Source organism: Mesorhizobium sp. M6A.T.Ce.TU.002.03.1.1 (genome assembly GCF_003997275.1).
Lineage (GTDB): Bacteria > Pseudomonadota > Alphaproteobacteria > Rhizobiales > Rhizobiaceae > Mesorhizobium > Mesorhizobium mediterraneum.
Window position 1 is genome coordinate 48,764 of the sequence record NZ_RZTI01000008.1, and the last position, 24,001, is coordinate 72,764.

Here is a 24,001-nt window from a genome sequence, read left to right on the forward strand (position 1 = left end):
GTTTTCGCCTGACCGGCAAATTTGATTCATCTATGCAGCTAATCTCCCCCCCTCGAGGGGGAGATGTCGCCGAAGGCGACAGAGGGGGTCGCTGCGCGTGGAGTGGCGACTTCCTCTTTCTTTGAAAGCAGATCGGGCCGAGCCCAGTCGGACCAACCCCCTCTGGCCGCTTCGCGGCCGTCTCCCCCTCAAGGGGGGAGATTAACGCTGGTTCTCCGACAGCTTCGACCGCAACCATCCACTAAAAACATTCAGCACCGGATGCCCGGCCTTCGCATGCTCTGACACGAGAAAATACGACCGCGGTGATTTGATCGCGATGTCGAACGGGCGCACCAGCCGGCCTTCGCTCAGCGCCCGGCGGCTGGTCAGCTCGTCGCCCATGGCGATGCCCTGGCCGGCGATCGCCGCCGAGAAAACCAGGTTCATGTCGGAAAAGAAGATGCCGCCCTCGATGTCGGGATTCTCGACCTTCGACAGCGCCAGCCAGCGCGCCCAGTCCTCGGTGTCGCCGAGATGCAGGAGATTGGCGCGCAGCACGTCGGCGGGCTTGGAAAAGCCGCCGATCTTGTTGAGCAGCGTCGGGCTGCACAGCGGCGTGAACGAGATCTCGCACAACAGCTCGACCGCGCGGTTCGGCCAGTTGCCGACGCCGAAGGCGATAAAGGCGTCGGCCTCGGCATTGCTGACATCGTCCAGCCGCCGCGGCGTCAGAATGCGCAGCGCGACATCGGGGTACATCTGCCGGAATTCGCCAATGTGAGTGCACAGGAACAGCGAGGCGAAGCCCGGGGTGCAACTGACGCTGAACGAGCCGCCGACGCCGGTGCCGGCATGGCGCGTCACCGCATCGCCCAGCACCGTTAGCGCCTTGCGCACGTCGCTGGCGTAGCGCTGGCCGCGCGAGGTGAGCGCCACGCCCTTGCCGATGCGCTCGAGCAGGTCGAAGCCGAGATCGCGTTCGAGCAGGCGCAATTGGTGGCTGACCGCGCTGCGGGTCAGATGCAGTTCGTCAGCGGCGCGCCAGACGCTGCCGTGGCGGGCAAAACTGTCGAGCGCGCGCAGCGCCTGCGTCGATGGAATTCTCAAGAGGTGAACCGAATTTGCATGAGCCGGGAAAACATATCACTTTTTGGCGAGGCGCTTCACTGCTTTCTTTGACCGATGGAGGAACCGGTGACCACCTCAGCCCAAGCGACCGCGCTTGCCTGTCTGGACGACATCCAGCCGTCACTGTCGGCGTGGACGCGGACCATCTTCGATTTCGGCGAGACCGCCTGGCGCGAATACCAGTCGGCCGCCTGGTATGTCGAGCAGTTGAAGCACGAAGGTTTTTCGGTAGAGGAAGGCTCCGGCGGCATGCCCACCGCCTTCTGCGCCCACTGGACCAACGGCGCCGGGCCGACCATCGGGATGTATGCCGAGTACGACGCGGTGCCGGACAATTGCCAGGATGCGACGACAGTGAGGCGTCCGCGCCCGGGCCTCGGCGAACAGGCCGGCGGCCACACTGATCCGCATTCGGGCCTCGGCGTTGCCAGTCTTGGCGGGCTGCTGGCGACAAAGGCAACAATGCAGCGCCACGGCATATCGGGCACGCTGCGCTTTACCGGCGAGCCGGCGGAGAAGGTGCGGGGATCGAAGCCGATCCATGCCGCGAAGGGCTACTACGATGGCCTCGCCGGCATGATCTCCTTCCATCCCTTTTACATGCTGCCGCTCTGCAACACGGCGCGCTGGGACACGCATTGCGGCGCGGCCTATGCGATGATCTACCGCTTTGTGTGCGACGAACCCGAAAATTGGGTTCGCGCAAGCGATGGCGCGCCGATCCCGCAGGCGCATTCGGCGATCAGGGCTCCCGGCGCCAATGACGCGCTCATGATGATGTACATGGCGTCCAAGGCGCTGCGCGATTCCATGCTGCCGCATCAGGGCGGCTGGTCGATCAGCGAGGCGATCCTGACGGCAGGACAGGCGACCGCCGACAATCTGCCGGCGGGGCTGGCCGAGATCCAATACATGATCCGCGTGCCGACCTTGGCGATGGCTGAGCAGGTGACCGCCGTGCTCGACCGCAATGCGGAAGCCGCCGCTAAGATGAGCGGCTGCCGCCATGAGCGGCACTGGGTGTCGAAGTCGCGGCCGGGGCTGGCCAATCACGCAATGTCAGGCATCGCCTATGAGGCGCTGTCGACCGTCGGGCCACCGCGCTGGGACGAGGCGGCCAAGGCGATCGCCCGCGAAATCCAGGTCAATGCCGGCGGCACGGCGACCGACGAGCCGTTCAGCGCCGAGCTGGAGCAGCTGATTGCGCCGCAGGATGCAGAAGCGATCCTGCGCCGCGACTTGCCGCCGTCGCAGCTCAATTCGACCTCCGACGATTACACCGACATGTCGTGGCACACGCCGACGGCGCGGTTCTACGTTGCCCGCCCGGCGCTGCGTTCCGAGAATGGCCGCGCCTATCCGTCCTGGGCGATGAACGCGCTGGGCGGCATTTCCGCGACGATCGATCCGATGGTCACCTGCGCGTCGAAGACGATTGCGCTGGCAGCACTTCGCCTGCTGGAGGACAAGGCCGCCCGCGATGCCGCGATGGACGAATTCGTCGCCCGCACCGGTGGCGGCATCGGCGGCAGCAAATGGCTGGCGCCGCTCTGCGACTATGAGCCGCCGATCCATTTCCGCTGGCCGGAATATGTCACCACCCCGCGCGGACGGGACTGGTGGATACCAAGCAACCCGCAAGCCGCGTGATCACCCAAGCCAGGAGAACCCTATGACCGTTCATGACCGCATCGTAGCAGAACCGTTTTCGTTGCAGCGCCGCAATCCGGCCGGCGGCACCAAGCCGCTGACCGGCTGGGGCTTCGCCAACGAGACCGATGTGCTGACCGACGTGCTGCTCGGCTCGCCGAATTTCCTGCGCCATCTGTCGACCAGCTCGCTGTCGCGCAAGCATCTGCGCGAGGCGCCGTGCAACGTCCAGATCGCGCAGGCGCAGCACAAGGACCTGGTCGCCGCCTACGAACATTTCGGCGTCAACATCCACTGGCACGAGCCGACGCCGGAACTGCCGATGCAGGTTTATTCGCGCGATTCCAGCGTCATGACCCCGTACGGCGTCATCATCACCGCGATGGCCAACTGGTGGCGGCGCGGCGAGAACTATGCGGCGATCCGTACCTATGAGAAGCTCGGCATTCCGATCTACGACATGGTCACCGCGGGCACCTTCGAGGGCGGCGACTTCAACGTCATCGAGGACGGCGTGGTGCTGATCGGCTGCGGCGGCGCCCGCACGCAGGAAGAGGGCGCGCGCCAGGTCCAGGCCTGGTTCGACAAGGAGGGCTGGGAAACCCGCATCGCCTTCATCGACGAATATTATGTCCATATCGACCTGATGGTGGTGCCGATCGCCGAAAAACTGACCGCCGTCTGCCTCGCCTGCACGGAGCCGGGCATCGTCGACTGGCTGAAGGGCAAGGGCCACGAGATCATCGACGTGCCGTTTCAGGACACGATGGCGCTCGGCTGCAACTTCATGTCGCTGGGCAAGGACAGGGTGATCGCGCCGACCTCCAGCCAGACGCTGATCGGTCAGCTCAAGGCGCGCGGCTTCGAGGTGGCGGCCATCAACATGAGCGAGATCTCGAAGACCGGCGGCGGCATCCACTGCATGGCGCAGGCGCTGAAGCGCGAGCCGGCCTGAGCGCCATTGTCAGCAACGTCGATCCCGCCTGGCTCGCGGCACGCGCCTACAGCACGATGAGCTTTCCCTTGCGCAGACGCCTGGCGCAACGATAGGCGAGGTCGGCGGCGACCATGTCTTCCATCGCAATGCCCATCGCCTTGTAGGTGGTGATCTGTTGATCCGAAACGCGGCCCGGCGCGCGGTCGATCAGCATGGCGCCAAGCTCGGTGCCGAAATCCGGATCGAAGCCGGCAAGCTCGCAAGAGCCGACCGGGGTCGGCTTGAATGCATCCTGGGTTTCGACAAAAAGACTGGATTTGCCGATGAGCTCGATCGGCATTTCACCGCCGGGTGGTGCCACCCCGACCGACGAGACGTGCGTGCCCGGCCGAACCCAGCTTGCGTCGATCACCGGCTCGTAGGAATGGGTCGCCAGGCAGACCACATCGGAACCGCGCACCGCCGCCTCGAGGTCGGCGACCGCCACCACCGACGGATGCAGCCGGGCAAGCGCTGCCGCATCGTCGAAGCTCTTTGAAGCGACACGGATTTCGGCAAAGTCGCGCACCAGCGGCAACAGATGCAGGTGCTGGTTGGCCTGCACGCCGGCGCCGACCACGGTCGCTATCCTGGCGTCCCGGCGGGCAAGCGCGCGCACCGACAGCACGGCGGAGCCGGAGGTTCGCACCGCTGTTATGAAGGTGCCGTCCATGATGCAGACCGGCAGGCCGGACAGCGGATCGAACAGGCTGATGGTGGCGAGGTGGCTGGGCAAGTTCTTGGCCAAATTGCCTTCGAAGACATTGACGATCTTGACGGTCAGGTTCATGCCCTCCATCCAGGCCGGCATGGCGAGGCTGTAGCCGGCCCCGGGGATGTCGAGTTGTGGTCGGGGTGGATTGACGACCTTGCCTTGTGACAGCGCCTTGAAGCCGTCTTCCAGAACGTCGAGAAGCTGGCTGAGGTCGATGCATTCCATCACGTCGGTTTCGCTCAGCACCAGGATCTCGGTCGCTCCCTTGCTGATTTCCGCCGCACTCTTGCCGGCTGGGCTGAACGCTTCCTTGGTCATCCTGCACTCCCTGTGTTCGTCGAATTGGCTCACCACGTTCGCTTTGAGTGGGTGAGGGAAGCGCAGGCTATTGCGGGATTTTATGTGATGAAATACGTTTATTTTGACATCTCTGCGTGAAATTAGCATATAAATCCCTGAGATAGCGTGGATTGTGAGATGGGCGATCTCGACCAGATAGACCGCAGCCTGCTCCGACTGCTGCAGGAGGACGGGCGCCGGACGACGCTTGATCTTGCCGGGCGTGTCGGGCTCTCGCCGACCGGAACCAGCCAGCGGGTGAAGCGGCTGTTCCGCGACGGGTTCATCACCGCGGTCAGGGCCGTGCTCGATCCGCGCAAGGTCGGCCGGGGAACGCTGGTGTTCATCGAGGTCCGGCTTGACCACACGGCGCCGCATGTCTTTGACCGCTTCGCCGAAGCCGTGGCGAAAGCTCCGGAGGTTCTGGAGTGCCATATGGTGGTTGGCGGTTTCGATTATCTGGTCAAGGCGCGGATCGCCGATATGGCGGTGTTCCAGGATTTCCTGCAGCGGGTCATCCTGCCACTGCCCGGCGTGCGCGAAACGCACACTTTCGCCTCCATCGCCGATGTCAAGCCGAACGCCCTCTTGCCGGTGTGATCAGGTGGAGGAGGAGAACGCTGTTCAGGGCGACCTGCATCGCATCTTTGCCATCTTATCGCTTCCCCTGGCGCGCCTCCGGGGCCGAGATGCCGGAGACCGGCTCTAGCCTTGCACGGTCAGCAGGTTCGCATCGCGGGCCAGCCGCCATGCACCATCCGCCTCCTTGCGCAGGAGCGTCAGCGCATATCCCGATCGATGGACCGGCTCGCCATTCGGCGGGGTCCCGGTCATGTCGATGCGGCTGCGGATGAAGGCCCAGTCGCCGAGAAGCTGTAGTTCCACGATATCGCTCGTGCCGTCGATGTGAACGCCGGCCATCTCCTGCGCGGCCGCTGCGAAGATCTCCTTGTCGAAAGGCTCCCGGCCGGGAACCATGAAGATCGCGTCGTCCGTCATCAGGCTGAGGACGGTTGCGGTGTCTCCACGCTTGCTCGCATCCATCCACGTCTCGACCAGCTTTCGGATTGCTCTTTCGTCGTCCGTCATCTTCCTGGTTCCTCGCCGTCATCGGTACCGAACGGCGCTCCTCCCTCGTCGCAACATAGGGCACAGATCGCCCCCGTCATCGATTGCCGGTGATCAATGTCGCTGCTTGGGTCCGTGAAACGGCGCAGTCCGCGCTCGATGCCTACCGCCAGCCCCCCGAGGCGGTGATGCGCTCGCCGGTCAGCCAGGACGCGTCGTCTGAGGCGAGGAACACCGCGATTCGGGCGATGTCGTCGGGCTGGCCGAAGCGGCCGAGCGGGGTCATGGCGATGACCTGCTTCTCGAACTCGCTGCCGACGATGCCGATCCGCTGCAGGCCTTCGGTGTCGACGCCGCCGGGCGCGATGGCGTTGACGCGGATGTTGCGGACGCCCAGTTCTCGCGACATCGACAGCGTGATCGAATCCACCGCGCCCTTGGTGGCGGCGTAGACCAGCGAGTTCGGCTGCGGGTTGAGGCTGGCGACCGAGCTTATGTTGATGACGCTGCCGCCTCCGGCGCCGAAATGGTTCACCGCTTCCCGGATGGTCAGGATGGTGCCCAGCACATTGGTGTCGAACTCACGGTGGAATTCGGCCTCGGTCACCGCTTCCAGCGGCTCGAATGCGAAGACGCCGGCGTTGTTGACCAGGATGTCCACCGCGCCGAACGACGATTTGGCGGCCTCGAACAGGCGGCGCACGTCGGCCGCTTGCGACACGTCACCGTGGACGGCAATGGCTCGGCCGCCTGCGGCCTTGATCGCGGCAACGACGCGGTCCGCACCTTCCCGCGACGAAGCATAGTTGACGACCACGGCGGCACCGGCCGCCGCAAGACCCTCGGCGATGCCGGCGCCGATACCCTTGGAGGCGCCGGTGACGATGGCCACCTTGCCGTTCAGCTTGCTCATCAAATCTCTCCTTCGTTGACGATGAGCGGTATTTAATAGTGATGGGATAGCGTATTAGGATCGCCTCGATCGGTTCTTTCGTGCCTGGAATTCTTGAATGACCACCATCCTCGAAAAGACCGCCGGTCTCGTCGCCTTCGTGCGCACGGTCGATGCCGGTTCGTTCCATGCCGCCAGCCGGCTGGTCGGCTCCAGCCCGTCGGCGGTGTCGAAGAGCGTAGCGCGGCTCGAGCGGCGGCTGGGCGTCAGGCTGATCCAGCGCTCGACGCGCCGCCTGGCACTGACCAGCGAAGGCCTCGCCTACTACGAGCGGGTCGCGCCTTTGCTGAGAGCGCTCGACGATGCCGAGGACATCGTCCAGATGGCCGATACGGCGCGCGGCCTGCTGCGCGTCACGGCATCCGTCGAACTCGGGCGCGGCCTGATCGCCGCATGGGCGCAAGCGTTCCTGGCTCAGCACGGCGAGGTGAAGCTCGAGCTCAGCGTCACCGACCGCCACGCCGACCTGATCCGCGAAGGCTATGACGTCGCGGTGCGCATGGGGGCGCTGTCGGACACCGGGCTCATCGCTCGCAAGATCGCCAATCTGCCGATCGTGCTGGTGGCGTCGCCCGCCTATGTCGAACGGCGCGGCCGGCCGGCCTCGATCGAGGATTTGCAGAACCACGACTTCGTCCGCTACCAGATGGCCGGCCGGCCTTATCCCGTCACCTTGGCCGACGGCACGGTGATCGTGCCGAACGGGCGACTCGACACCGATGACGGCGGCGCCATCCGGCAAGCGGCGCTTGCCGGAGCCGGCATCGCGCATCTGATGCAGTTTGCCGTGCAGGACGATCTCGACACCGGCCGTCTGGTCCGCATCCTGCCCGAGGTGGCGATGCCGACCATGCCGGTGCACATCGTCCATGCGTATGGGCGGCAGCTACCGGTCCGTGCCCGGCTGTTCGTCGACTTCCTGGCGAGCCAGATGGCGGCGCTGACGCGATAGGGCAGGCGCTCCGTGGCAAAGACAGCGGCGCTTCCTCGATGGCCATGCGGTAGCCTTTGAGCGTCGCTGCGTTGAAGTTTAATATCAAGCCCTGGCGCGGCGCGACGTAACGAGAATCCCTGTCCATCGAGCTAAAACGTAATCTTCACCGAAGCGGCGCTGCGGTTCGCCGGCCCGTGAAAGACGGCCTCGATGTTGTTGCCGTCGGGATCGAGCAGGAAGGCGGCATAGTAGCCGGGATGGTAGTGCTGCCGCTCGCCCGGTGCGCCATTGTCCGTGCCGCCGCCATCGAGGCCGGCCTTGTAGAAGGCGTCGACCATCGCGCGGTCCTTTGCCTGGAAGGCAAGGTGGTGGCGCCCGGTCAGTTGCCCGTTGGCCGCCCGGCTGTCGATGCTGGAGACGAACAGCTCGTCGGCCCAGAAATAATCCTCGGCGCTGCCGCCGATGGGAACGTCGAGCACCTTGAAAACCGCCTCGTAGAAGCGGCGGCTGGCCTTGAGATCCCTGACCACCAGCTGGACGTGGTCGATGAGACGGCCGCGATGAAGTTCCATGCCTGTTAGCTCCTGATCGCCAGGTTGGAAATCTAGCTCAGGACAGTGCACGGTCAATGCAATGGAGCAATTGAGTGGGGCGATTTCCCGACTGGATAAAAAACGCAACCGGATTGTAGGATTCGAAATGTCGCCATCGTCCTTCGGACGCAAGCGGTGTGACGAAGCTCGAAAGAAGTCGCGCCGTGTCCAAACGATCTCGGGAGAAAAACATGAGCCTTTCCTATCGTTGGGTCATCGTAGCGGCAGGTGCTGTGATGACCTGTGTCGCCCTCGGGGCGATGTTCTCGCTGGCGATTTTCCTCGAACCGATGGCGCTCGACACAGATTGGTCGCGCGCCGGCATATCGAGCGCTATGACGCTGAACTTCCTGGTAATGGGCCTCGGCGGCTTCGCCTGGGGCGCCATTTACGATCGCTACGGCGCCCGCATCGTGGTGATGACAGGTGCGTTGCTGCTCGGGCTGGCGCTGGTGCTGGCCAGCCGCACCGGCTCGCTGCTTGTCCTCCAGATCACCTATGGCGTGCTCGTCGGCCTGGCGGCAAGCGCCTTCTTCGCGCCGATGATCGCGCTGACCGCCGCTTGGTTCGACACCAATCGCAGCTTGGCCGTTTCCCTGGTCTCGGCGGGCATGGGCGTGGCGCCGATGACGATCTCGCCCTTCGCGCAATGGCTGATCACGGCCTATGACTGGCGCACCGCCATGTTCGTCATCGGCGTCGCGGCATGGGCGCTGCTGGTGCCGGCCGCATTGCTGGTGCGCCAGCCGCCCAAGCCTGCCGCCGACGGCGCAGCCGCCGATATTGCCGCCAACGATACCGGCATGTCAGTTCCACAAGCGTTCCGCTCGCCGCAATTCATCGTTCTGGCACTGACCTTCTTTGCCTGCTGCGCGGCGCATTCCGGGCCAATCTTCCACATGGTGAGCTATGCGATGCTGTGCGGCATAGCGCCGATGGCGGCGGTCAGCATCTACAGCATCGAGGGCCTGGCCGGCTTAGGCGGCAGGCTTCTATACGGCGTGCTTGCCGACCGGCTGGGGGTCAAGCCGGTGCTGATTACCGGTCTGGCGATACAGTCCGTGGTCATCGCAGCCTATCTCGCCGTCAGCGAGCTTGGTCAATTCTACACGCTCGCCATCATCTTCGGCGCCACCTATGGCGGCGTGATGCCGCTCTATGCGGTGCTGGCGCGCGAATATTTCGGCCAGCGCATCCTCGGCACGGTGTTTGGTGCCGTCACCATGCTGTCCAGCATCGGCATGGCCTTCGGCCCGCTCGCCGGCGGCATGGTGTTCGATGCCTATGCCAGCTATTCCTGGCTGTTCATCGGCTCGGCCCTTGTCGGGCTCGGCGCGGTGGCGGTGGCGATCGCCTTCCCGCGGCTGCCGCGCAGGGAGTTGCAACCGGCGTAAGGATTGGCCGAGAGTGGGCGCAGGGGGTCAAAAGTGGACATAAACTATGCCGGCTTTTGTCCCCCAACTACGAGACCCGATCGGCAACGATGGGAGCTTTGTGCTCTGTTTAGGTCAGGTCTGTGGGCCCGTTTCCTCTTGATTAGCGATCGATCATGCTGCATTGCAGCGCGCTCGCGCCAATACGAAGTGTGGATAAGTCGGGGATTCGGACGCAAAACTGCCAAAATAGGCAATTTCGGGCGGTTTTCGCGCATTTCGCAGGCGTACCTCACGCGACTATTTCAGTCACGTTAACATTTTGTGTTGCGGCGCAGCATTTTTTTCCTATCGTCGGGCTTGGGGCATTCGATGGCGTGAAGAGACTCTCCTTGGCAATTCTCCCTGGAGGCCCGGTGAAGCGTGGTGTTGAGGCAATCTGCAATCTGGTGGACCCACTGGCGGGGATTGGCGCAGAGCCATTCGATCGCCCCGCCCGAACCTCCGCAAGCCGTGCGAGACGCAGCGCTTCGAGCGAAAACGATCAGCGCCATTGCGCAGGCGCCGCTGTCCGCAGAGTGAGCAGCGGCGAACACGATCGGCGGCAACAATTTCAGCGGAGACATCCAACTGGCGGACGCGGCCGATGAGACGCGACACGCAATTGGACGCGCTAAGGGCCATCGCGGTGACGATGGTGATGTATTCGCATTTCTTTGCGGCGGGAGGGTCTTCCTTCTGGGGCCACATCGGCGTGCGATTGTTCTTCGTGCTGAGCGGGTTTCTGATCACGCGCCTTCTTCTGGACGCGCGCTCGGCCGCTGAATTCGAAACCGCGCCAGCACTCAAATCCTTCTACATCAGGCGAGCGCTGCGCATATTCCCTCCCTACTTTGCCGTGCTGGGTTTCGTTTGGCTGGTCGATCTGGAGCAGTCGAGGGGATCGCTGGTCTGGCATGCGCTGTATCTGTCGAATTTCTGGTTCGCGCTGCGCAACGAATGGACGCCTTGGGTCCTCGCCCATCTTTGGAGCCTGAGCATCGAGGAGCAGTTCTATATCGTCTGGCCATTGATCGTCTTGCTGGCGCCGCTCCGGCGTCTTCAATCGATCTGTATCGGCGTTATCCTGCTGTCGTTGTCGTATCGCTTTTACTGGCCGATCGCTGGAAGTCCCGACCTCGCCCGCGACCTGCTTCCGCCGGCATCGATGGACGCGCTGGCGTCAGGTGCGCTGCTTGCAGTCTACCGAACCAGAACCGCCGGCTTGCCGCAGTGGCTGCGACTCGGCTGGCCGGCACTCGCGGCCGCGTTTTTCGTCTTGCAGTGGCTTGCGCCGACGCCGGCAAATCCCGTGCAGGAATGGGGCCGCTGGGTGCTGCTGGAAGTCCTGCCTCTCGCGCCGCTTGTAGTGGTCGTGGCGAGCTGCTCGTCCGGCCTTGGCGGTTATCGGGGGAGGCTTCTCGAACTGCCGCCACTACTGGCGCTTGGCCGCGTCAGCTATGGCGTTTACCTGTACCATCCCATCGTCCTGTCGCTCGCCGTCATGTCCCAGCCTTGGATCCCGCTCAACGTCGAGGAGCAAGGACCGGGGCGATTCCTGGTTGCGGGAACGGCGACCCTCATCGTGGCTTCAGTCTCATGGCTGTTTTTCGAAAAGCCGCTCAACAGCCTCAAGCGCCATTTTCCCTATGTTGCGCCAAGAGCCGGCGCCGTCATCCCGACAGGCGTCAAAACGAACGGTGGCGGGTGGCTCGGGAGGACAGCAGGAGCCCGTTTCAGTGGCCCGCTTGATGGCCGCACATCATCCCTGGCACGCGACCTCCCGCGAACGGATCGGAGCTGACCATGGCCGCTCCCTTGGTGTCCGTTCTGCTGCCGATCTATAATGCCGGACCTTATTTGGCTGCCGCGCTCGGCAGCATCCTGCGGCAGGATTACGATCGCCTGGAGATCATCGCGATCGATGATGGATCGACGGACAACTCCCTGCAGATCCTGCAGAAGTGCCGCCAGACCGACGATCGCATCTCCATCATCTCACGAGAAAACCGCGGCCTGATCGCAACCCTGAATGAAGGGCTGGCTGTGGCTCAGGGTGATCTGGTCGCCAGGATGGACGCGGACGATATCGCCTATCCCTGGCGCCTGTCGCGTCAGGTAGCGCTCTTCAACCAGCGGCCCGACCTTGCTCTGTGTGGCGCAGGCGTCGATTTCCTGCTCGGCAACCGCATCGTCAAGGGCTTGCCCGATCCGGCACTCCAAGAAAATCTCCTTCGGATATTGTCGAGGTTCTTCACGATATTCATGCATCCTACAGTGGTTTATAATAGGAACGTCATTAATGGCGGCGATCTATATTACGACGAGAGCTACAGGCACGCCGAAGATTTCGATCTCTTCAGACGGCTTACCGACTGTTACCCGGCCGCAATGATCCCCGAAAACCTGATTGCCTATCGTATCCACGGCGACAGCGTGACGAACCGGCACAAGGGGGAAATGCGGAGGACACATTTGAAGATCGTGGCCGAGGCCCTTGAGCGGGAGGAACTCGCGCAAAACACGCGGGACCTGCGCGACATCGGCGATGTTGTCTCGACGGATACGGTAGGCCGTGCCGCCGAATGGCTTCTGGCACTGGAAGCGAGAATTTCCGGACTGCCGGCGGAAACGAGGCCTAGCTATGAGGCCGGCACGCTGAACCTGTTCTATTTCCTCTACCAACTCATATCAGATGAGATGCAACCGCTGCTGACGCACGAGTTCCTGACGCGGACCGCGAAATGGGACCTCATTCGGCGTCGCGAGCGGTACGCATTGCGTGCCGGCGCTTACGCGCCGCGGTTCAGCCTCGTCTCGATGTCGGCGACCAGGCAGGTCGACGCCTTGTCGCGGTACTTGCAGTCCGTGCCGGCCGCAGCGGTTCTGCCTTCCCTCGGGTCGAGCTAGAATGACAGTCAAATCCCACCAGCTTCTGCAGCACAACCGCGCGACGATGCCTGCGCCCATTTCGGTCGGGTCGCAGCATGGACCAGCGCCCGAGGTCAGCTTCATCGTCTGCACACGCAACCGCGTTGCGGTGCTTGAGCCTTGCATCAAGTCGATCCAGGCCGCGTGCCGTGCCCATCCTGCCTTCGCGGCCGAACTCGTGGTTGTCGACAACGGTTCGACCGACCGCACGGCAGAGCGCCTGGCCAGCATCGCCAAACTGTCGGACATTCCATTGAAGGCTATTTGCGAGCCACGACCCGGATTGGCTGCGGCCCGCAACGCCGGCCTGGCGCGCGCACGAGGCCGTGTGCTGGTCTTCGTCGATGATGATTGCCAGGTCCATGGTGACTACCTCAGCGATTTGCAGCGACACTATGCGACCGGGGAACGGGTCGTCCGGGGAGGCCGCGTCGAGATCGGCGATGCCAGGGATCTGCCGTTCACGATCAAGCGGTCGCCGGTCCGCGAGCGGCTTACATCGGATGTTCATCCCGGCGGCTTTGTCCTGGGATGCAACATGACGATGCACCGCGATGTTGCGGCCCGTATCGGGCTTTTCGACGAGCGGTTCGGCGCAGGCGGCCCGCTGCGCTCCGCGGAGGATACGGATTACCTCGTGCGAGCGGTGCTGCTCGGCATCCCGGTCGAGTATGTGCCTGATATGACGATCTTCCACCATCACGGCCGGCGAGATCGCAAAGCCATCGAAAAACTCCACCGCGACTACAGCATGGGCAATGGCGGGCTGTGCCTGAAACATGTTCGCCGTGCGCCCTGGCTGCTTCGCCATTTCTACTGGGCAGTCAGATCGGCATTCCGGGAATTGGTGAAGGGTCCTGCGTTCGATTGCGAACTCAAGCTGTCGCACTGGCCGATCGTCGTCATGAATATGCTCGGCGCGGCCAAGTTCGCCGTGCTTTTGCTGGCGAGATGGCCGCAGGCGCCGCGAGTGCGGCAGGATCAACAAGCACAGGATCAACAGGCACAGGATCAACAGGCAAATGCCGAGGCGAGGGTGAATACGCCATAATGCGACTGGTTCCGCCGAGCCTGCCGATGCTGCGCCGCGCGCTTGGAAGGAAGCAGTTGCGGCTGCTTCCCGCCGTGGTGGTGCTGGGTCTCGTCAGCGCGGCTCTTGAAGGTTTTGGCATAGGCTTGATCATCCCCTTGCTGGGCATCATCATGGGGCAGGGGGATCAAGCTGGTATGGCCGGCTTTTCTGCCGTGTTCCAGCATTTCGGATCTGACTTGAGCGAGGGCGACCGGCTGATCGTCATCTCGGCCGCCATCCTTGGCTCGATCGTCCTGAAGAACGTCTTCGCCTTCGCAAACACGCTGCTGACGACTTTCATCTATGGCAAAGCAAGTCATTCGATCCGCAGCGCTCTGTCGGAGCAGCTGCTGCGGGTGGGTTACCCATTCTTCCTGCAGCAAAGTCCCGGACGGCTGCTCAACATCATCTCCAACGAATCCTGGCGGGCATCGGATGCGATCCAGATCATGCTGGCGGCCATCGTCAGCGCCTCGGCTGCAATCATCCTGCTGGTCTTTCTGCTCCTGCTTTCCTGGCAGATGACGCTGTTGGTCACGCTGGGGCTGGTTCTCGTTCAGATCGCGCACGCTGTGCTGTCAGCCAATTTGAAGGCGCCCAGCCGCAGCGTCGCCTCGCGCAACAGCGATCTCGCCTCGCAGATGCTCCACCTCGTGCATGCCGGGCGTCTGATCCGCATTTTCGGACAGGAGAGCCGCGAGAAGGCGGTATTCGATCGGGCATCGGATGGGGTTCGTCGCGCTGCTTTCGTCCTGCTTACCCGCCAGGGCGCGTTGCCGCCGCTGACCGAGGTTCTCCACGCGATGCTGTTTCTGGCGGTGGTGATCGGCGCCTGGTTCGTGGGCGTGAGTTTCCCGCTGATCGTCGCGTTCGTCATCCTGCTCTACAGGCTGCAGCCGTATATGCGGGCTTTGCAAATGGCCTGGAGCCAGTTGCAGGGCTTGAGCGGATCGCTTGAAGAGGTGGTCTGGATGCTGGATCCATCCGACAAGCCCGAGCCTCCACAAGGCAGCGGACCCTTTCGCGGCTTGGGCCAGGGAATCAAGTTCGATGACGTGACCTTTACCTATTCCGGCAAGGACCGGCGCGCCGTGGTGCTGCATTCGGCGGCTTTCGAAATCCGCAGCGGCCGCTCGACGGCGCTGATCGGCCGGTCAGGCGCGGGCAAGACGACAATCGTCAATCTCCTGTGCCGCTTTGTCGAACCTGATACCGGTAGAATTCTGGTCGATGGATCACCCCTCGACCAGATCGATCCCAGCCAATGGCGAAGGCATATCGCGCTTGCCAGCCAGGACCTGGAACTGGTGGATGGCACCATCTTTGAAAACATAATCTACGGGCAGGACGAGGCCTCGGCCGGCGACGCCGAGCGCGCTGCGAGGCTGGCCGAAGCACATGAATTCATTGAACATCTGCCGCAAGGCTACGAGACGATCGTCGGCTACAGGGGCGTCAATCTTTCAGCGGGACAGCGGCAGCGGATCGCACTGGCGAGAGCTCTGGTGCGCGATCCCGACATCCTCATCCTGGACGAAGCCACCAATGCGGTGGACGGGCTGTCGGAAGCGGCAATCGTCGAAACCTTGAAATCGAGGGCAGGCCGCCGCACGACCATAGTCATCAGCCATCATCACAGCACCATCTCGTTCTGCGACGACGTGGTGATCCTGAGCGGCGGGCGTGTAAAAAAGCAGGCGCCTTTCGCCGCTCTGGCATCGCTCAGCATGGATGAGCTCTATCAGCATGAACCGCTCGACTGACGAGGGCTGCGATTCTGCCTGGCGCGGTCGCGCCTTGCCGCGGGCAGCTGCAACCGGCGTAGGGGCGAGCAGGGCTGAGTGACGTCATTTGCCGGGCACGCCCGGGAAAAGTGTCATCAATTTCTGCTCGGCCGCCGCCCAGGCTCGGGCGTGGTAATGCCGCAGCAGCAGGATGCTTGTAACGAAAGCCAAAATTCCGGAAATAACTCCGAGCGACATTCCCGAGCCGATTACCGATGTTGCCACTATGCCCGTAAAGACGCCTGCGATCGCGCCGCTGATCGTACTCACCATGCCTGCGGTCGTCATGAAATACTGCAGGGGCGACGGGTTGAAGCCCTTGTCGACGAGCACCGCCGAGCGGTCATCATGCGTGGAATGGATGAGGTACTTTTGCATGATTGGCGCGATTTCGACGTAATAGTGCCGGATCCGCGCCATGCCACGAGCGTGCACCATATCCTCGATCGCAACCTGCACGGCGCGCACGAAGGTGACCAGACCGATGAAGAACAGGCAAGGCAGCAGGATCAGGCTGAACAGCACGAAAGGCATACCATTTCCGTGACTTGCGCGACGAATGACAGAGCGATCGTTACGCTTGAGACCGACGTGAGGAACAGATTGGCGCGCTGGTTCGCTTCTTGAATCGTGGCTGCGCGGGCGGTCTGCAGCACGAAGTGCTCGGTTGTCATGCACTGCAGAACTTGCTGCGTGTTGTTGCTCTCTTTCGTCATTGCGTCCTCCTTCGGCCGGCCCAACCACAACGCGACCAAAGGCGACTATGATCGGCCTGCCGGTTTTCCGCAGCCCACCGGGCGAAGCCGAGGGAGAACGTCGAGGAGTGCAAAGTGTTGCAAGGGAGCCTTCGGGTCGCAGTCGCCCGCGGCAGCTATCCGCCCTGTCGCAAGCCAAGTGTCGCGCTGCTCTGGGTGATCCGCTCCTCAAGAGGCGGCTGCTTCGGGCACGCCTTCCAAACAAAGCCATTTATGCTTTCGGGCAGGCCAATGGAGCATGATCGGGGGCGGGAAATTCCGGGTCCTCCAGACAGCCGACCGATACCGACAGCGCATCCTTCAGCGCTTCTGCCCGCATGAAAACGACCGACCCGCACGTGGTGCAGAATGTCTGCTCCAACCATTGCCCCGACGAGCCGGTTCTGCGCCAGGATCTGGTCTCGCCTTTCTGGCCGACAAGCGCGGAGTCGGCATAGATCGCCCGATACGAGAACGCCGTTCCGGTACATCGCTGGCACTCCAGGCAACTGCACGCATAGACGCGTCGCGGCTCTCCGGCGAGGACGAGCTCCACGCCCCGGCACGAGCAGGTCGCGGTTCTACTCGTCTTGCCGCTATGCATTCGCTGGCTCCCGGCTCCGGCGCGGCACGCCGTTTCGAAACAAGGGCGCGAGAGATGCGAAATCATCTTCCGTGCGCCCGCGCGAAAGCGCCTGTTGAAAGATCATATCCATGGCGTGCGGCATAGCCGCGTCGAGCCCTCGCTCCTCGCATGCCTCAAGCAGGTGCTGGAAGGCGCTGTAGTGGGCACCCAATGAGGCGAGGGTTGCGTCGTCGCCGGCAAAACGGCGCGCATTTGTTCTATCCACCACGTCGAACAGAGCGGCATCGACGACCGGCTTGAATGCGGAAAGATGGCTCCTGAACGTCTCCAGGTCGAGCCCTTCAGCCTCGGCGACAGCCATGCCCTGGAGTGCCCCGAAGAGCCCGCCCCACATCTGGGTGAGCAGAGCGGTATCGAGCGCAGAGGCCTGGCCCGGCAGCTCGCCGACATAGCTCGTGCCGCCGCCGAGCGCGAAAAGCAGGGGCTTGTGCTTCTCGTAAACGTCGCGGGAACCCGAATAAAGCAGCGCGGTCTCTGGTTTGCCTATGAAATCCGGAGTGGCCATGATCGCGCCGTCCAGATAGCCGGCACCATGCGCCTCCACCCAGCGCGCTTCTTCCCGGGCCAGACGCGGTGAGCCGGAGGTGAGTTGCACGACGGCTTTGCCGGCCAATGCCGAAGCGATGCCGTCCCGCTTCAGCAAAGCATCGCTGGCGGCATAGTCGAGAACATTGATGATCACGATTTCGGCCGCCTGGATGCCAGCCTGCACCGAGGGGGCGACCTTCGCGCCAAGGGCCGCCAATGGATCGCACTTTGCCGCGGTCCGATTCCAGACCCATGTCGTGTAGCCGCGATCGAGCAGCGTTCGAGCAATGGACGAGCCCATTCGGCCCGCGCCGAGCACGCAGACATTTGATGTCATAATAATTTCTCCGATAGACTGATGGCCCTCTCGACGAGGGTCCGTTTTATGTTTGGCGCGCTCGATCCGAAGATATAAATTCTTGCTGCGTTGAGAAGTACGCACCTTGAGGTAAGCTATCGCCATCATGACAGGAGCTGCCAAATGAGGCGCAAGGAACCAGACAGCTGCGGTTTTGCTGCCGCGCTGCAGGCCATCGGCGGAAAGTGGAAAACCTCGCTGCTATGGGAACTGCACCTGCGGCCATACCGCTTTGCCGAACTGCGCCGGTTGCTACCTGGCGTCAGCGAGAAGGTGCTCACGCAGCAATTGCGGCAGATGGAAGCCGACGGACTCATCAGCCGGCGGGCCTATGACGAGGTGCCGCCTCGCGTGGAATACTCGATCACGCCGCTCGGCTTTAGCCTGAACGATGCGGTGACTGTCATGTCGGCCTGGGGCAAGCACCACGAGACATGGAAATCCCAGCGTAAAGCGGCCTGACGCGGGCATCGGCGTCGCGTCGGTTTAGTATCAACCGCGCGAGCGGCGGCCTCTCCTTTCAGTCGCGAAAGCGCAGCGCGTCGACGAGCACGGCGAAGGCCGGCGAGTTCTGCCTTCGGCTCGGATAGTAGAGGTGACAGCCCGAGAAGGGCGGGCACCAGTCGGCGAGCACACGGACAAGGCGCCCTTCCGCAATGTGAGCCCGCGCCTGATCCTCGGGCAGGTACGCCAGCCCAAACCCGGCCAGCACCGCGTTCAGCCTGAGCGCAGAGGTGTTGAAGACAAACTGCCCTTCCACCCGCACTTTGAGCTCGCGCCCGTTTTTCTCGAACTCCCAGGCGTAGAGCCCGCCATAGGTCGGCAGCCGCAGATTGATGCAGTCGTGCGCCATCAGATCCTGCGGTGTCTTTGGTGGCTTGCGCCTGGCGAAATAGGACGGCGCGCCGACGACCGCCATGCGCATATCGGGCCCGATGCGCACGGCGATCATGTCCTTTGCCACCTGCTCGCCGAGACGAACGCCGGCGTCGTAGCGCTCCGCGACGATGTCGGTGAGGCCGTAGTCGACGACGATCTCGACCTTGATGTCGGGATAGTCCGGCAGCAGCCTGGCCAGAGCGGGCCAGAGGACCGTGTCGGCCGCATATTCGCCAGCCGTGATGCGGATGGTGCCGGCGGGCTTGTCGCGCAGCTCGCTCAGCGAGGCGAGTTCCGTCTCGATCTCTTCAAACCGCGGACCAACATTTTGCAGCAGGCGTTCGCCCGCTTCCGTCGGAGAGACGCTGCGTGTGGTGCGGGTCAGCAGCCGGAGCCCGAGCCGTTCTTCAAGCCCTCGGATCGTATGGCTGAGCGCAGACTGCGAAACGCCGAGTTGCGCGGCCGCCCTGGTGAAGCTTCGCTCCTTCGCCACAGCCAGGAAGGCAAGAAGGTCGTTGACGTTGCTGCGCGCCATTCATGAATCCACCTCATAACTTAATGCCCAATTCAGGCACTTAATTGCAAGGCCATGCACGAGCGCGGGGCCGGTTTTTTATCTGGTCAGATGAAGAAGACGTTGGGCGGCCTATTTTTCCCGCATGGCTCGGCGGAAGTTCTGCGTGATCGGCTCGGCGAGGTAAGAAAGCACGGTGCGAGCACCTGTCCGGATCAGCGCCTCGCTCGACATGCCCGGCAGCAGTTTACGGCCCTCCAGCTTGGCGAGTTCGCTCTTGTCGATCAACACGGTTGCGGCGAAATACGGTGCGCCGCTGCGCTCCTCCACCATGCGGTCAGCCGACACGATCTCCACGACGCCGTCGAGTGGTGGCAGGTTGTAGCGGGCGAAGGCCGGGAAGCTGACGCGCGCGGGCTGTCCGGGCGCGATCGTCTCGACATCCTCTGGTTTGACCATAGCCTCGACCACGAGTTGTTGTCCGAGCGGCACGACTGTCATCAATGTCTCACCGGATTTCACGACACCGCCCGCCGTGTGGACCTTCAGGTCCATGACGATGCCGTCAACTGGGGCGACGACATTGGTACGGGTAAGCACGTCCTTGGCGGAACGCTCCTCCTGTCTGAGGTCAAACAACTCCGCCTCGACCTTGCTCAACTCCTCGACGGCCTCGTTCAGCCGCACTGTGTTGAGGTTCAAAATTTGCATCTCAATCTCGGCCATGGCGCTTCTGGCACGAGCGATTGCCGCGACGTTGGTAGCGCGCTCCCCCTCTACCACCCGCTGTTGTCGTCTGAGCAACAGGTTCCTCTCGCGGGTGGTCAGCCCCTTCTTGAGCAGACTTTCAAGGTCTTTGGTTTCACCCTCGATCGCCTCGATCTGCTTGTCCTCGGTGACGATAAGTTCCTCTAGTCCCGTTATCTCTTCCTCGGTCTGGTGACGGCGCTGGCTGAGAATTTCCCGCTCGTCCTTCAAGTTGTGGTGCTTCGCCGCGAACACGTCACGCTGTGCGGCCACCGCGTCCTTTACGGCGGTGGCGGGGTCTGCGAGCAACGCCGGATCAAACTCGATCTCGGCCTTGCCGTCACGCTCAGTCCTGAGACGCGCGGCCAGCGCCTCACGCGTTGCTATCCGGTTCTGGATCAGGTCAAGCTGCGCCGTTGCCTGTGTGTTGTCGAGTCGGATGAGGACCTTGCCCGCCTTGACGATATCACCGTTGGCGGCGTTCAACTCCGCGATGATGCCGCCCTCGAGGTGCTGGATGAGCTTGCGGTCGCCGGCGACCTTGATAACGCCCGGAGCCACTGCGGCGCTGTCCAACGGTGCCAGCGCCGCCCAACCCCCCGCCACGCCGAAGAACAGGAATATGATCGCGAACCCGGTGCACGTCACGCCCGTGAGACGCAGGGGTACCGGTTCCAGCACGGAGGGTGGCGGGACGGGTAACGGCACGACGTTCAATTCTGGGGAACGGCTCATGCTTCTTTGACCTCTTTAATTTTTTTGACTTCCTTGACCACTTCGAGGGTTGGCAGCTGGGCTGCCTTTGGCATCTGGGCCACCTTGCCGGCGCGGTTGGCGAGTTCGTTGAAGACATAGTCGCGCGGGCCGAAGAGGTCTTGCTGGCCGCGGTTGAGGACCAACACCTTGTCGACCTTCTCCATGATGTTCGGGCGGTGTGCGATCAAGATGATGGTCGTTTTCGTGGCCTTGGCGATACCGATGGCGGCGGCCAGTGCGTCTTCGCCCTCTTTGTCGAGGTTGGAGTTGGGTTCGTCGAGGATAAGGAGCGCCGGGTCGCCGTAGAGTGCCCGCGCCAGCCCGATGCGCTGGCGCTGTCCGCCCGACAACACCGCGCCCGCCTCGCCGATCTCGGTGGCGTAACCCTTCGGCAGCCCCTTGATCAGTTCGTGGACGCCCGCCAGCTGCGCGGCGTTGACCACGTGCTTGAAGACCGCGGGGTTGAGCGTCGCGAAGCGGCAGATGTTTTCGGAGACGGTACCGGCGAAGAGCTCGATGTCTTGCGGCAGGTAGCCGACGTGACGGCCCCGGTCCTCCGCCGCCCATTGGGCGACGTCCATGCCGTCGAGCAACGCGCGGCCTGCGGATGGGCGCCAAGCGCCGGCCAACACTCGCGCCAGACTCGTCTTGCCGGCCGCGCTCGGGCCGATCAACGCCATCACTTCGCCCGGGTTGAGTTGGAAGCTGATTCCTTTCAGAATCGGCTCGCCGCCGCCCTGCCGGGCGAGTGCGATGTTCTCGGCCTCAAACTTACCTTTCGGGCGCGGCAACGGCAAGGCCGGCGTGGCCTCCGGGTGCTGTCCGGCGACTGCGACGAGACGTTTGTAGGCGTCGCGGGCCCCCACCGTCGCCTTCCACGTGCCGATCGCTTGTTCGACCGGGGCCAACGCGCGGCCCATCAGGATGGAGGCGGCGATCATGATGCCGCCGGAAGCCTCGTTCCGCAATACAAGATAAGCGCCGAGGCCGAGGATGGCGATCTGGAGGGCCTGACGGAAGGAGCGCGCGATGGCCGAGATGGTGCCGCCCCGGCTGCTGGCGCGGGAATGTCCCTCGTTCGCCTCGTCCTGGTGGACCTTCCAAATTTCGAGCAGGGGCTTCAACATGCCCATAGACTGCACGACCTCGGCGTTGCGGATCACGGCCTCAGCCTGCGTGTAAGCCCGCGACTGCGCGCTACCGGCCTCCGTCAGCGGCTTGCGTGTGGTGTACTCGTTCAGCAACGCCAGTGCGAACAATACAATCCCGCCACACAACGCCAGCCAGCCCAACCAAGGGTGCATGAGGAAGATAGCGGCGAAGAAGATCGGTGCCCAAGGCGCGTCAAGGATCGGGTAGATACTCGGGCTGGTGAAGAAATTCCGCACCTGGTCGAGGTCACGCAGCGGGCGGGAGGTAACCTGACCGGGCGCGGCGGCCGCGTACTCTACCGATGCGGTCAGGAGAACAGGCGCCAACCGCGCGTTCATCCACGTTCCGACTTTGGCCAGCAGGCGCTGGCGCACGACTTCCAGTGCCGCCATTGTCGCCAGCGCCGTCGCCGCCATCAACGTCAACACCACCAGTGTCTCCGTGCTGTGGCTGCCCAACACGCGGTGGTAGACCTGGAGCATGTACAGCGCCCCGGTCAGCATCAGCATGTTAATACCGGCGCTGAACCAGATAAGCGGCTTGACGGCGCGTCGGGCCTCTTTCATCACCACCTGCAGGGCAGGGGGCTGTTGGTTGGTTTTCATCATTTGGATGACATCTCGTGCAACAGATCGCGGGTGGCAGTACGGGGGCAGCATTGGCTGCCCCCGTTTGGTCAAGTGTCAGGCGACGTCAACAAGTATCTGCTGCGTCAAAGTCTGGTCCGCGTCCGCGTCCGCCACGTTGAAGGCGAAGACGAGGTCGGCGCTGATCGTCCCGCTGGTCTGCTGCACAAACCCGATGTCCACGATCTTCAGGACGTCGTTATCGGTCGTGTCCCATGCCGTCAGACCAGAGGTGGCATTGCTGTTACCGCCCGATCCGATGGCCCCGTTCAGGTTGATGGCGGTACCCGTCAGCCCATTGGCGCTCTGCATGATCTGCACGCCCTGGATCTGGAACGTCTCGGTGCCATCATTGTAGTCGTTGCTCTCCAAGATCAGGAGGGCATCGTTGTTATCGAGCGTGAACTCGGTGTTGTACGGGGAGGGCACATTGGCGTTGCCCTTGATCAGGTCCGAGTTCTGCACGTTGACGGCCCTGGTGATCTCATTGCCGTTGGCGTCCCTGAGATCGAGGATCAGGACCAGGTCCTCACTGTTGCCGATGCCGTCGAACTTGATCACGACCCCACTGGCAGATGTGGTCGGGTCAAGCCTCTCGGTGCCGCCCCCGGGAGCATTCGGGTTAACGTCGCCCAGGATGTTCTCCTGGAAGAACCGCAACGTCAGCACTTCACCCTTCTGGATCGTGTCACCGGCGACCCCGTTTGTCGCCCGGGTTGCAGACACCCAGTCTTCGTGGGTGTTGGTGATCATGTCGTGGGTGGCACCTCCGTTGTTGAACGTGGTGTCACCAACGGTCGCTCCGTCGCCGGTCGAGTTGAACCCGAAGCCGATCTGCTGGGTGGTCGAGTTTGCGGTGAACTGCACGAAGAACGGATCCGGATCGCCGTTCGGCGTCAGCTGCTCCGCGACGATCTGCGGGTGTCCCGTGTTGCCGGTGGGCGCTTTCGCCACCAACTCGCTGGTGTGAAGCACGTCGAAACTGAACCCGTCGATCACGTCGGTCAGGGTGACGGTGTAGGTGTCGGCAGCCTTGTTGAAGACAAGCGTGCCGCCCGCCGTAGCGTCCTGCACACCAGCCGTGATTGGGTCCTTGTCGTAGTGGAACGAGAAGGCAAACGACGCAGATGTATCGGTCTCAGCCGTGCGGGTTGCGACCGCTTGGGTGATATTCGGGTTCTGCGCGTTGTCGACCGTGCCGGTCAGCGCGATCTGGGTGCCCGCCAAAGCACCGTTGGTATCGACAAAGTCGCTAACACCCGCCGCATACTCTGCGGCCGTGTGCTGGTCCGTCATGTCGTACCCGAAGGCTCCGGTAGCCGACGCGTTGAGCGTGTTAGCCAGCGTCTCGGGTGTTCCGGGGGCACCGGTCTGGTCACCGTCGAACGGTGCCGTGATCGTCGGATCGGTGTCGTTGAAGGTCAGCGACAGCCCCGAGCTCGCGCTTTGCGACGACACGACGTCGTCGTCGCCGTCCGTCACCGTCACCGTCGACACCACGTTGATCAGAGTGCCGAGGTCGAGC

Annotated in this window: 22 protein-coding genes and 1 pseudogene; 10 read left to right on the forward strand and 13 right to left on the reverse strand. The window is 63.1% G+C overall.

Annotated features, from left to right (window positions below; translation table 11 throughout):
* Positions 1-201: 201 nt before the first annotated feature.
* Positions 202-1,089, reverse strand: coding sequence for a LysR substrate-binding domain-containing protein (locus EOC93_RS04385; protein ID WP_127203955.1), 888 nt, complete (start codon positions 1,087-1,089; stop codon positions 202-204).
* Positions 1,090-1,164: 75 nt separating this feature from the next.
* Between EOC93_RS04385 and EOC93_RS04390 the strand changes: the two genes are divergently transcribed.
* Positions 1,165-2,760 carry an amidohydrolase gene (locus EOC93_RS04390; protein WP_164759037.1) on the forward strand — a complete coding sequence of 532 codons (1,596 nt, stop codon included), beginning with the start codon at positions 1,165-1,167 and terminating at the stop codon, positions 2,758-2,760.
* 22 nt (positions 2,761-2,782) lie between these two features.
* Positions 2,783-3,715: a dimethylarginine dimethylaminohydrolase family protein gene (locus EOC93_RS04395; protein ID WP_127203957.1), complete on the forward strand. Its 933-nt coding sequence runs from the start codon at positions 2,783-2,785 to the stop codon at positions 3,713-3,715.
* Positions 3,716-3,761: 46 nt separating this feature from the next.
* Here EOC93_RS04395 and EOC93_RS04400 read toward each other — a convergent pair whose 3' ends face one another.
* Positions 3,762-4,769 (reverse strand): ornithine cyclodeaminase family protein, encoded by a 1,008-nt coding sequence (locus tag EOC93_RS04400; RefSeq protein WP_127203958.1) that lies wholly within the window; start codon positions 4,767-4,769, stop codon positions 3,762-3,764.
* Between the two features lie 159 nt (positions 4,770-4,928).
* Here EOC93_RS04400 and EOC93_RS04405 point away from each other — a divergent pair, with 159 nt between their 5' ends.
* A complete protein-coding gene (locus tag EOC93_RS04405) occupies positions 4,929-5,390 on the forward strand; it encodes an Lrp/AsnC ligand binding domain-containing protein (RefSeq protein ID WP_095489198.1) in 462 nt (153 codons plus the stop codon).
* Between the two features lie 105 nt (positions 5,391-5,495).
* Here EOC93_RS04405 and EOC93_RS04410 read toward each other — a convergent pair whose 3' ends face one another.
* Together EOC93_RS04410 and EOC93_RS04415 are read right to left on the reverse strand one after the other, a co-directional pair.
* Positions 5,496-5,879, reverse strand: a complete 384-nt coding sequence (locus tag EOC93_RS04410; RefSeq protein WP_127203959.1) for an SgcJ/EcaC family oxidoreductase — start codon at positions 5,877-5,879, stop codon at positions 5,496-5,498.
* Between the two features lie 142 nt (positions 5,880-6,021).
* On the reverse strand, positions 6,022-6,771 hold the full coding sequence (locus tag EOC93_RS04415; RefSeq protein ID WP_127203960.1) for a glucose 1-dehydrogenase: 750 nt from the start codon (positions 6,769-6,771) through the stop codon (positions 6,022-6,024).
* 97 nt (positions 6,772-6,868) lie between these two features.
* Here EOC93_RS04415 and EOC93_RS04420 point away from each other — a divergent pair, with 97 nt between their 5' ends.
* The gene (locus EOC93_RS04420) at positions 6,869-7,762 is read left to right on the forward strand and encodes a LysR family transcriptional regulator (protein ID WP_095489201.1); all 894 of its coding nucleotides are present in this window, start codon (positions 6,869-6,871) and stop codon (positions 7,760-7,762) included.
* Between the two features lie 131 nt (positions 7,763-7,893).
* Here EOC93_RS04420 and EOC93_RS04425 read toward each other — a convergent pair whose 3' ends face one another.
* A complete protein-coding gene (locus EOC93_RS04425) occupies positions 7,894-8,316 on the reverse strand; it encodes a VOC family protein (protein WP_126105590.1) in 423 nt (140 codons plus the stop codon).
* A gap of 212 nt (positions 8,317-8,528) precedes the next feature.
* Between EOC93_RS04425 and EOC93_RS04430 the strand changes: the two genes are divergently transcribed.
* From EOC93_RS04430 to EOC93_RS04450, 5 genes are all read left to right on the forward strand, one after another.
* Positions 8,529-9,731 (forward strand): MFS transporter, encoded by a 1,203-nt coding sequence (locus tag EOC93_RS04430; protein ID WP_127203961.1) that lies wholly within the window; start codon positions 8,529-8,531, stop codon positions 9,729-9,731.
* Positions 9,732-10,356: 625 nt separating this feature from the next.
* The gene (locus tag EOC93_RS04435; protein WP_127203962.1) at positions 10,357-11,553 is read left to right on the forward strand and encodes an acyltransferase; all 1,197 of its coding nucleotides are present in this window, start codon (positions 10,357-10,359) and stop codon (positions 11,551-11,553) included.
* Positions 11,554-11,555: 2 nt separating this feature from the next.
* Complete coding sequence (locus tag EOC93_RS04440; protein WP_127203963.1) at positions 11,556-12,659, forward strand: glycosyltransferase; 1,104 nt, start codon at positions 11,556-11,558, stop codon at positions 12,657-12,659.
* Between the two features lie 46 nt (positions 12,660-12,705).
* Positions 12,706-13,731: a glycosyltransferase gene (locus tag EOC93_RS04445; RefSeq protein ID WP_245461359.1), complete on the forward strand. Its 1,026-nt coding sequence runs from the start codon at positions 12,706-12,708 to the stop codon at positions 13,729-13,731.
* A complete protein-coding gene (locus EOC93_RS04450) occupies positions 13,728-15,515 on the forward strand; it encodes an ABC transporter ATP-binding protein (protein ID WP_164759040.1) in 1,788 nt (595 codons plus the stop codon). The genes EOC93_RS04445 and EOC93_RS04450 overlap by 4 nt, the downstream gene beginning before the upstream one ends.
* Positions 15,516-15,599: 84 nt before the next feature.
* Here EOC93_RS04450 and EOC93_RS04455 read toward each other — a convergent pair whose 3' ends face one another.
* The 4 genes from EOC93_RS04455 to EOC93_RS04465 form a co-directional block, all read right to left on the reverse strand.
* The gene (locus EOC93_RS04455; protein ID WP_245461354.1) at positions 15,600-16,070 is read right to left on the reverse strand and encodes a hypothetical protein; all 471 of its coding nucleotides are present in this window, start codon (positions 16,068-16,070) and stop codon (positions 15,600-15,602) included.
* Complete coding sequence (locus tag EOC93_RS34590; RefSeq protein ID WP_245461355.1) at positions 16,046-16,252, reverse strand: hypothetical protein; 207 nt, start codon at positions 16,250-16,252, stop codon at positions 16,046-16,048. Before EOC93_RS34590 ends, EOC93_RS04455 begins: the two co-directional genes overlap by 25 nt.
* A gap of 250 nt (positions 16,253-16,502) precedes the next feature.
* A complete protein-coding gene (locus tag EOC93_RS04460; protein ID WP_348627589.1) occupies positions 16,503-16,940 on the reverse strand; it encodes a GFA family protein in 438 nt (145 codons plus the stop codon).
* Positions 16,867-17,910, reverse strand: a complete 1,044-nt coding sequence (locus tag EOC93_RS04465) for an NAD(P)-dependent oxidoreductase (protein ID WP_245461357.1) — start codon at positions 17,908-17,910, stop codon at positions 16,867-16,869. Before EOC93_RS04465 ends, EOC93_RS04460 begins: the two co-directional genes overlap by 74 nt.
* A gap of 15 nt (positions 17,911-17,925) precedes the next feature.
* Between EOC93_RS04465 and EOC93_RS04470 the strand changes: the two genes are divergently transcribed.
* Positions 17,926-18,264 carry a helix-turn-helix domain-containing protein gene (locus tag EOC93_RS04470; RefSeq protein WP_065008584.1) on the forward strand — a complete coding sequence of 113 codons (339 nt, stop codon included), beginning with the start codon at positions 17,926-17,928 and terminating at the stop codon, positions 18,262-18,264.
* A gap of 58 nt (positions 18,265-18,322) precedes the next feature.
* On the opposite strand, the gene EOC93_RS04475 is transcribed toward EOC93_RS04470, so the two are convergent.
* The 4 genes and pseudogenes from EOC93_RS04475 to EOC93_RS04490 form a co-directional block, all read right to left on the reverse strand.
* Positions 18,323-19,216, reverse strand: coding sequence for a LysR family transcriptional regulator (locus tag EOC93_RS04475; protein ID WP_127203966.1), 894 nt, complete (start codon positions 19,214-19,216; stop codon positions 18,323-18,325).
* A 111-nt stretch (positions 19,217-19,327) separates the two neighbouring features.
* On the reverse strand, positions 19,328-20,677 hold the full coding sequence (locus EOC93_RS04480) for an HlyD family type I secretion periplasmic adaptor subunit (protein ID WP_127203967.1): 1,350 nt from the start codon (positions 20,675-20,677) through the stop codon (positions 19,328-19,330).
* Entirely contained in the window at positions 20,674-22,455 is a 1,782-nt protein-coding gene (locus EOC93_RS04485) for a type I secretion system permease/ATPase (RefSeq protein WP_095489274.1), read from the reverse strand. The genes EOC93_RS04480 and EOC93_RS04485 overlap by 4 nt, the downstream gene beginning before the upstream one ends.
* A gap of 78 nt (positions 22,456-22,533) precedes the next feature.
* Positions 22,534-24,001 (reverse strand): annotated as a pseudogene (locus EOC93_RS04490) (hypothetical protein); the annotation flags it as partial.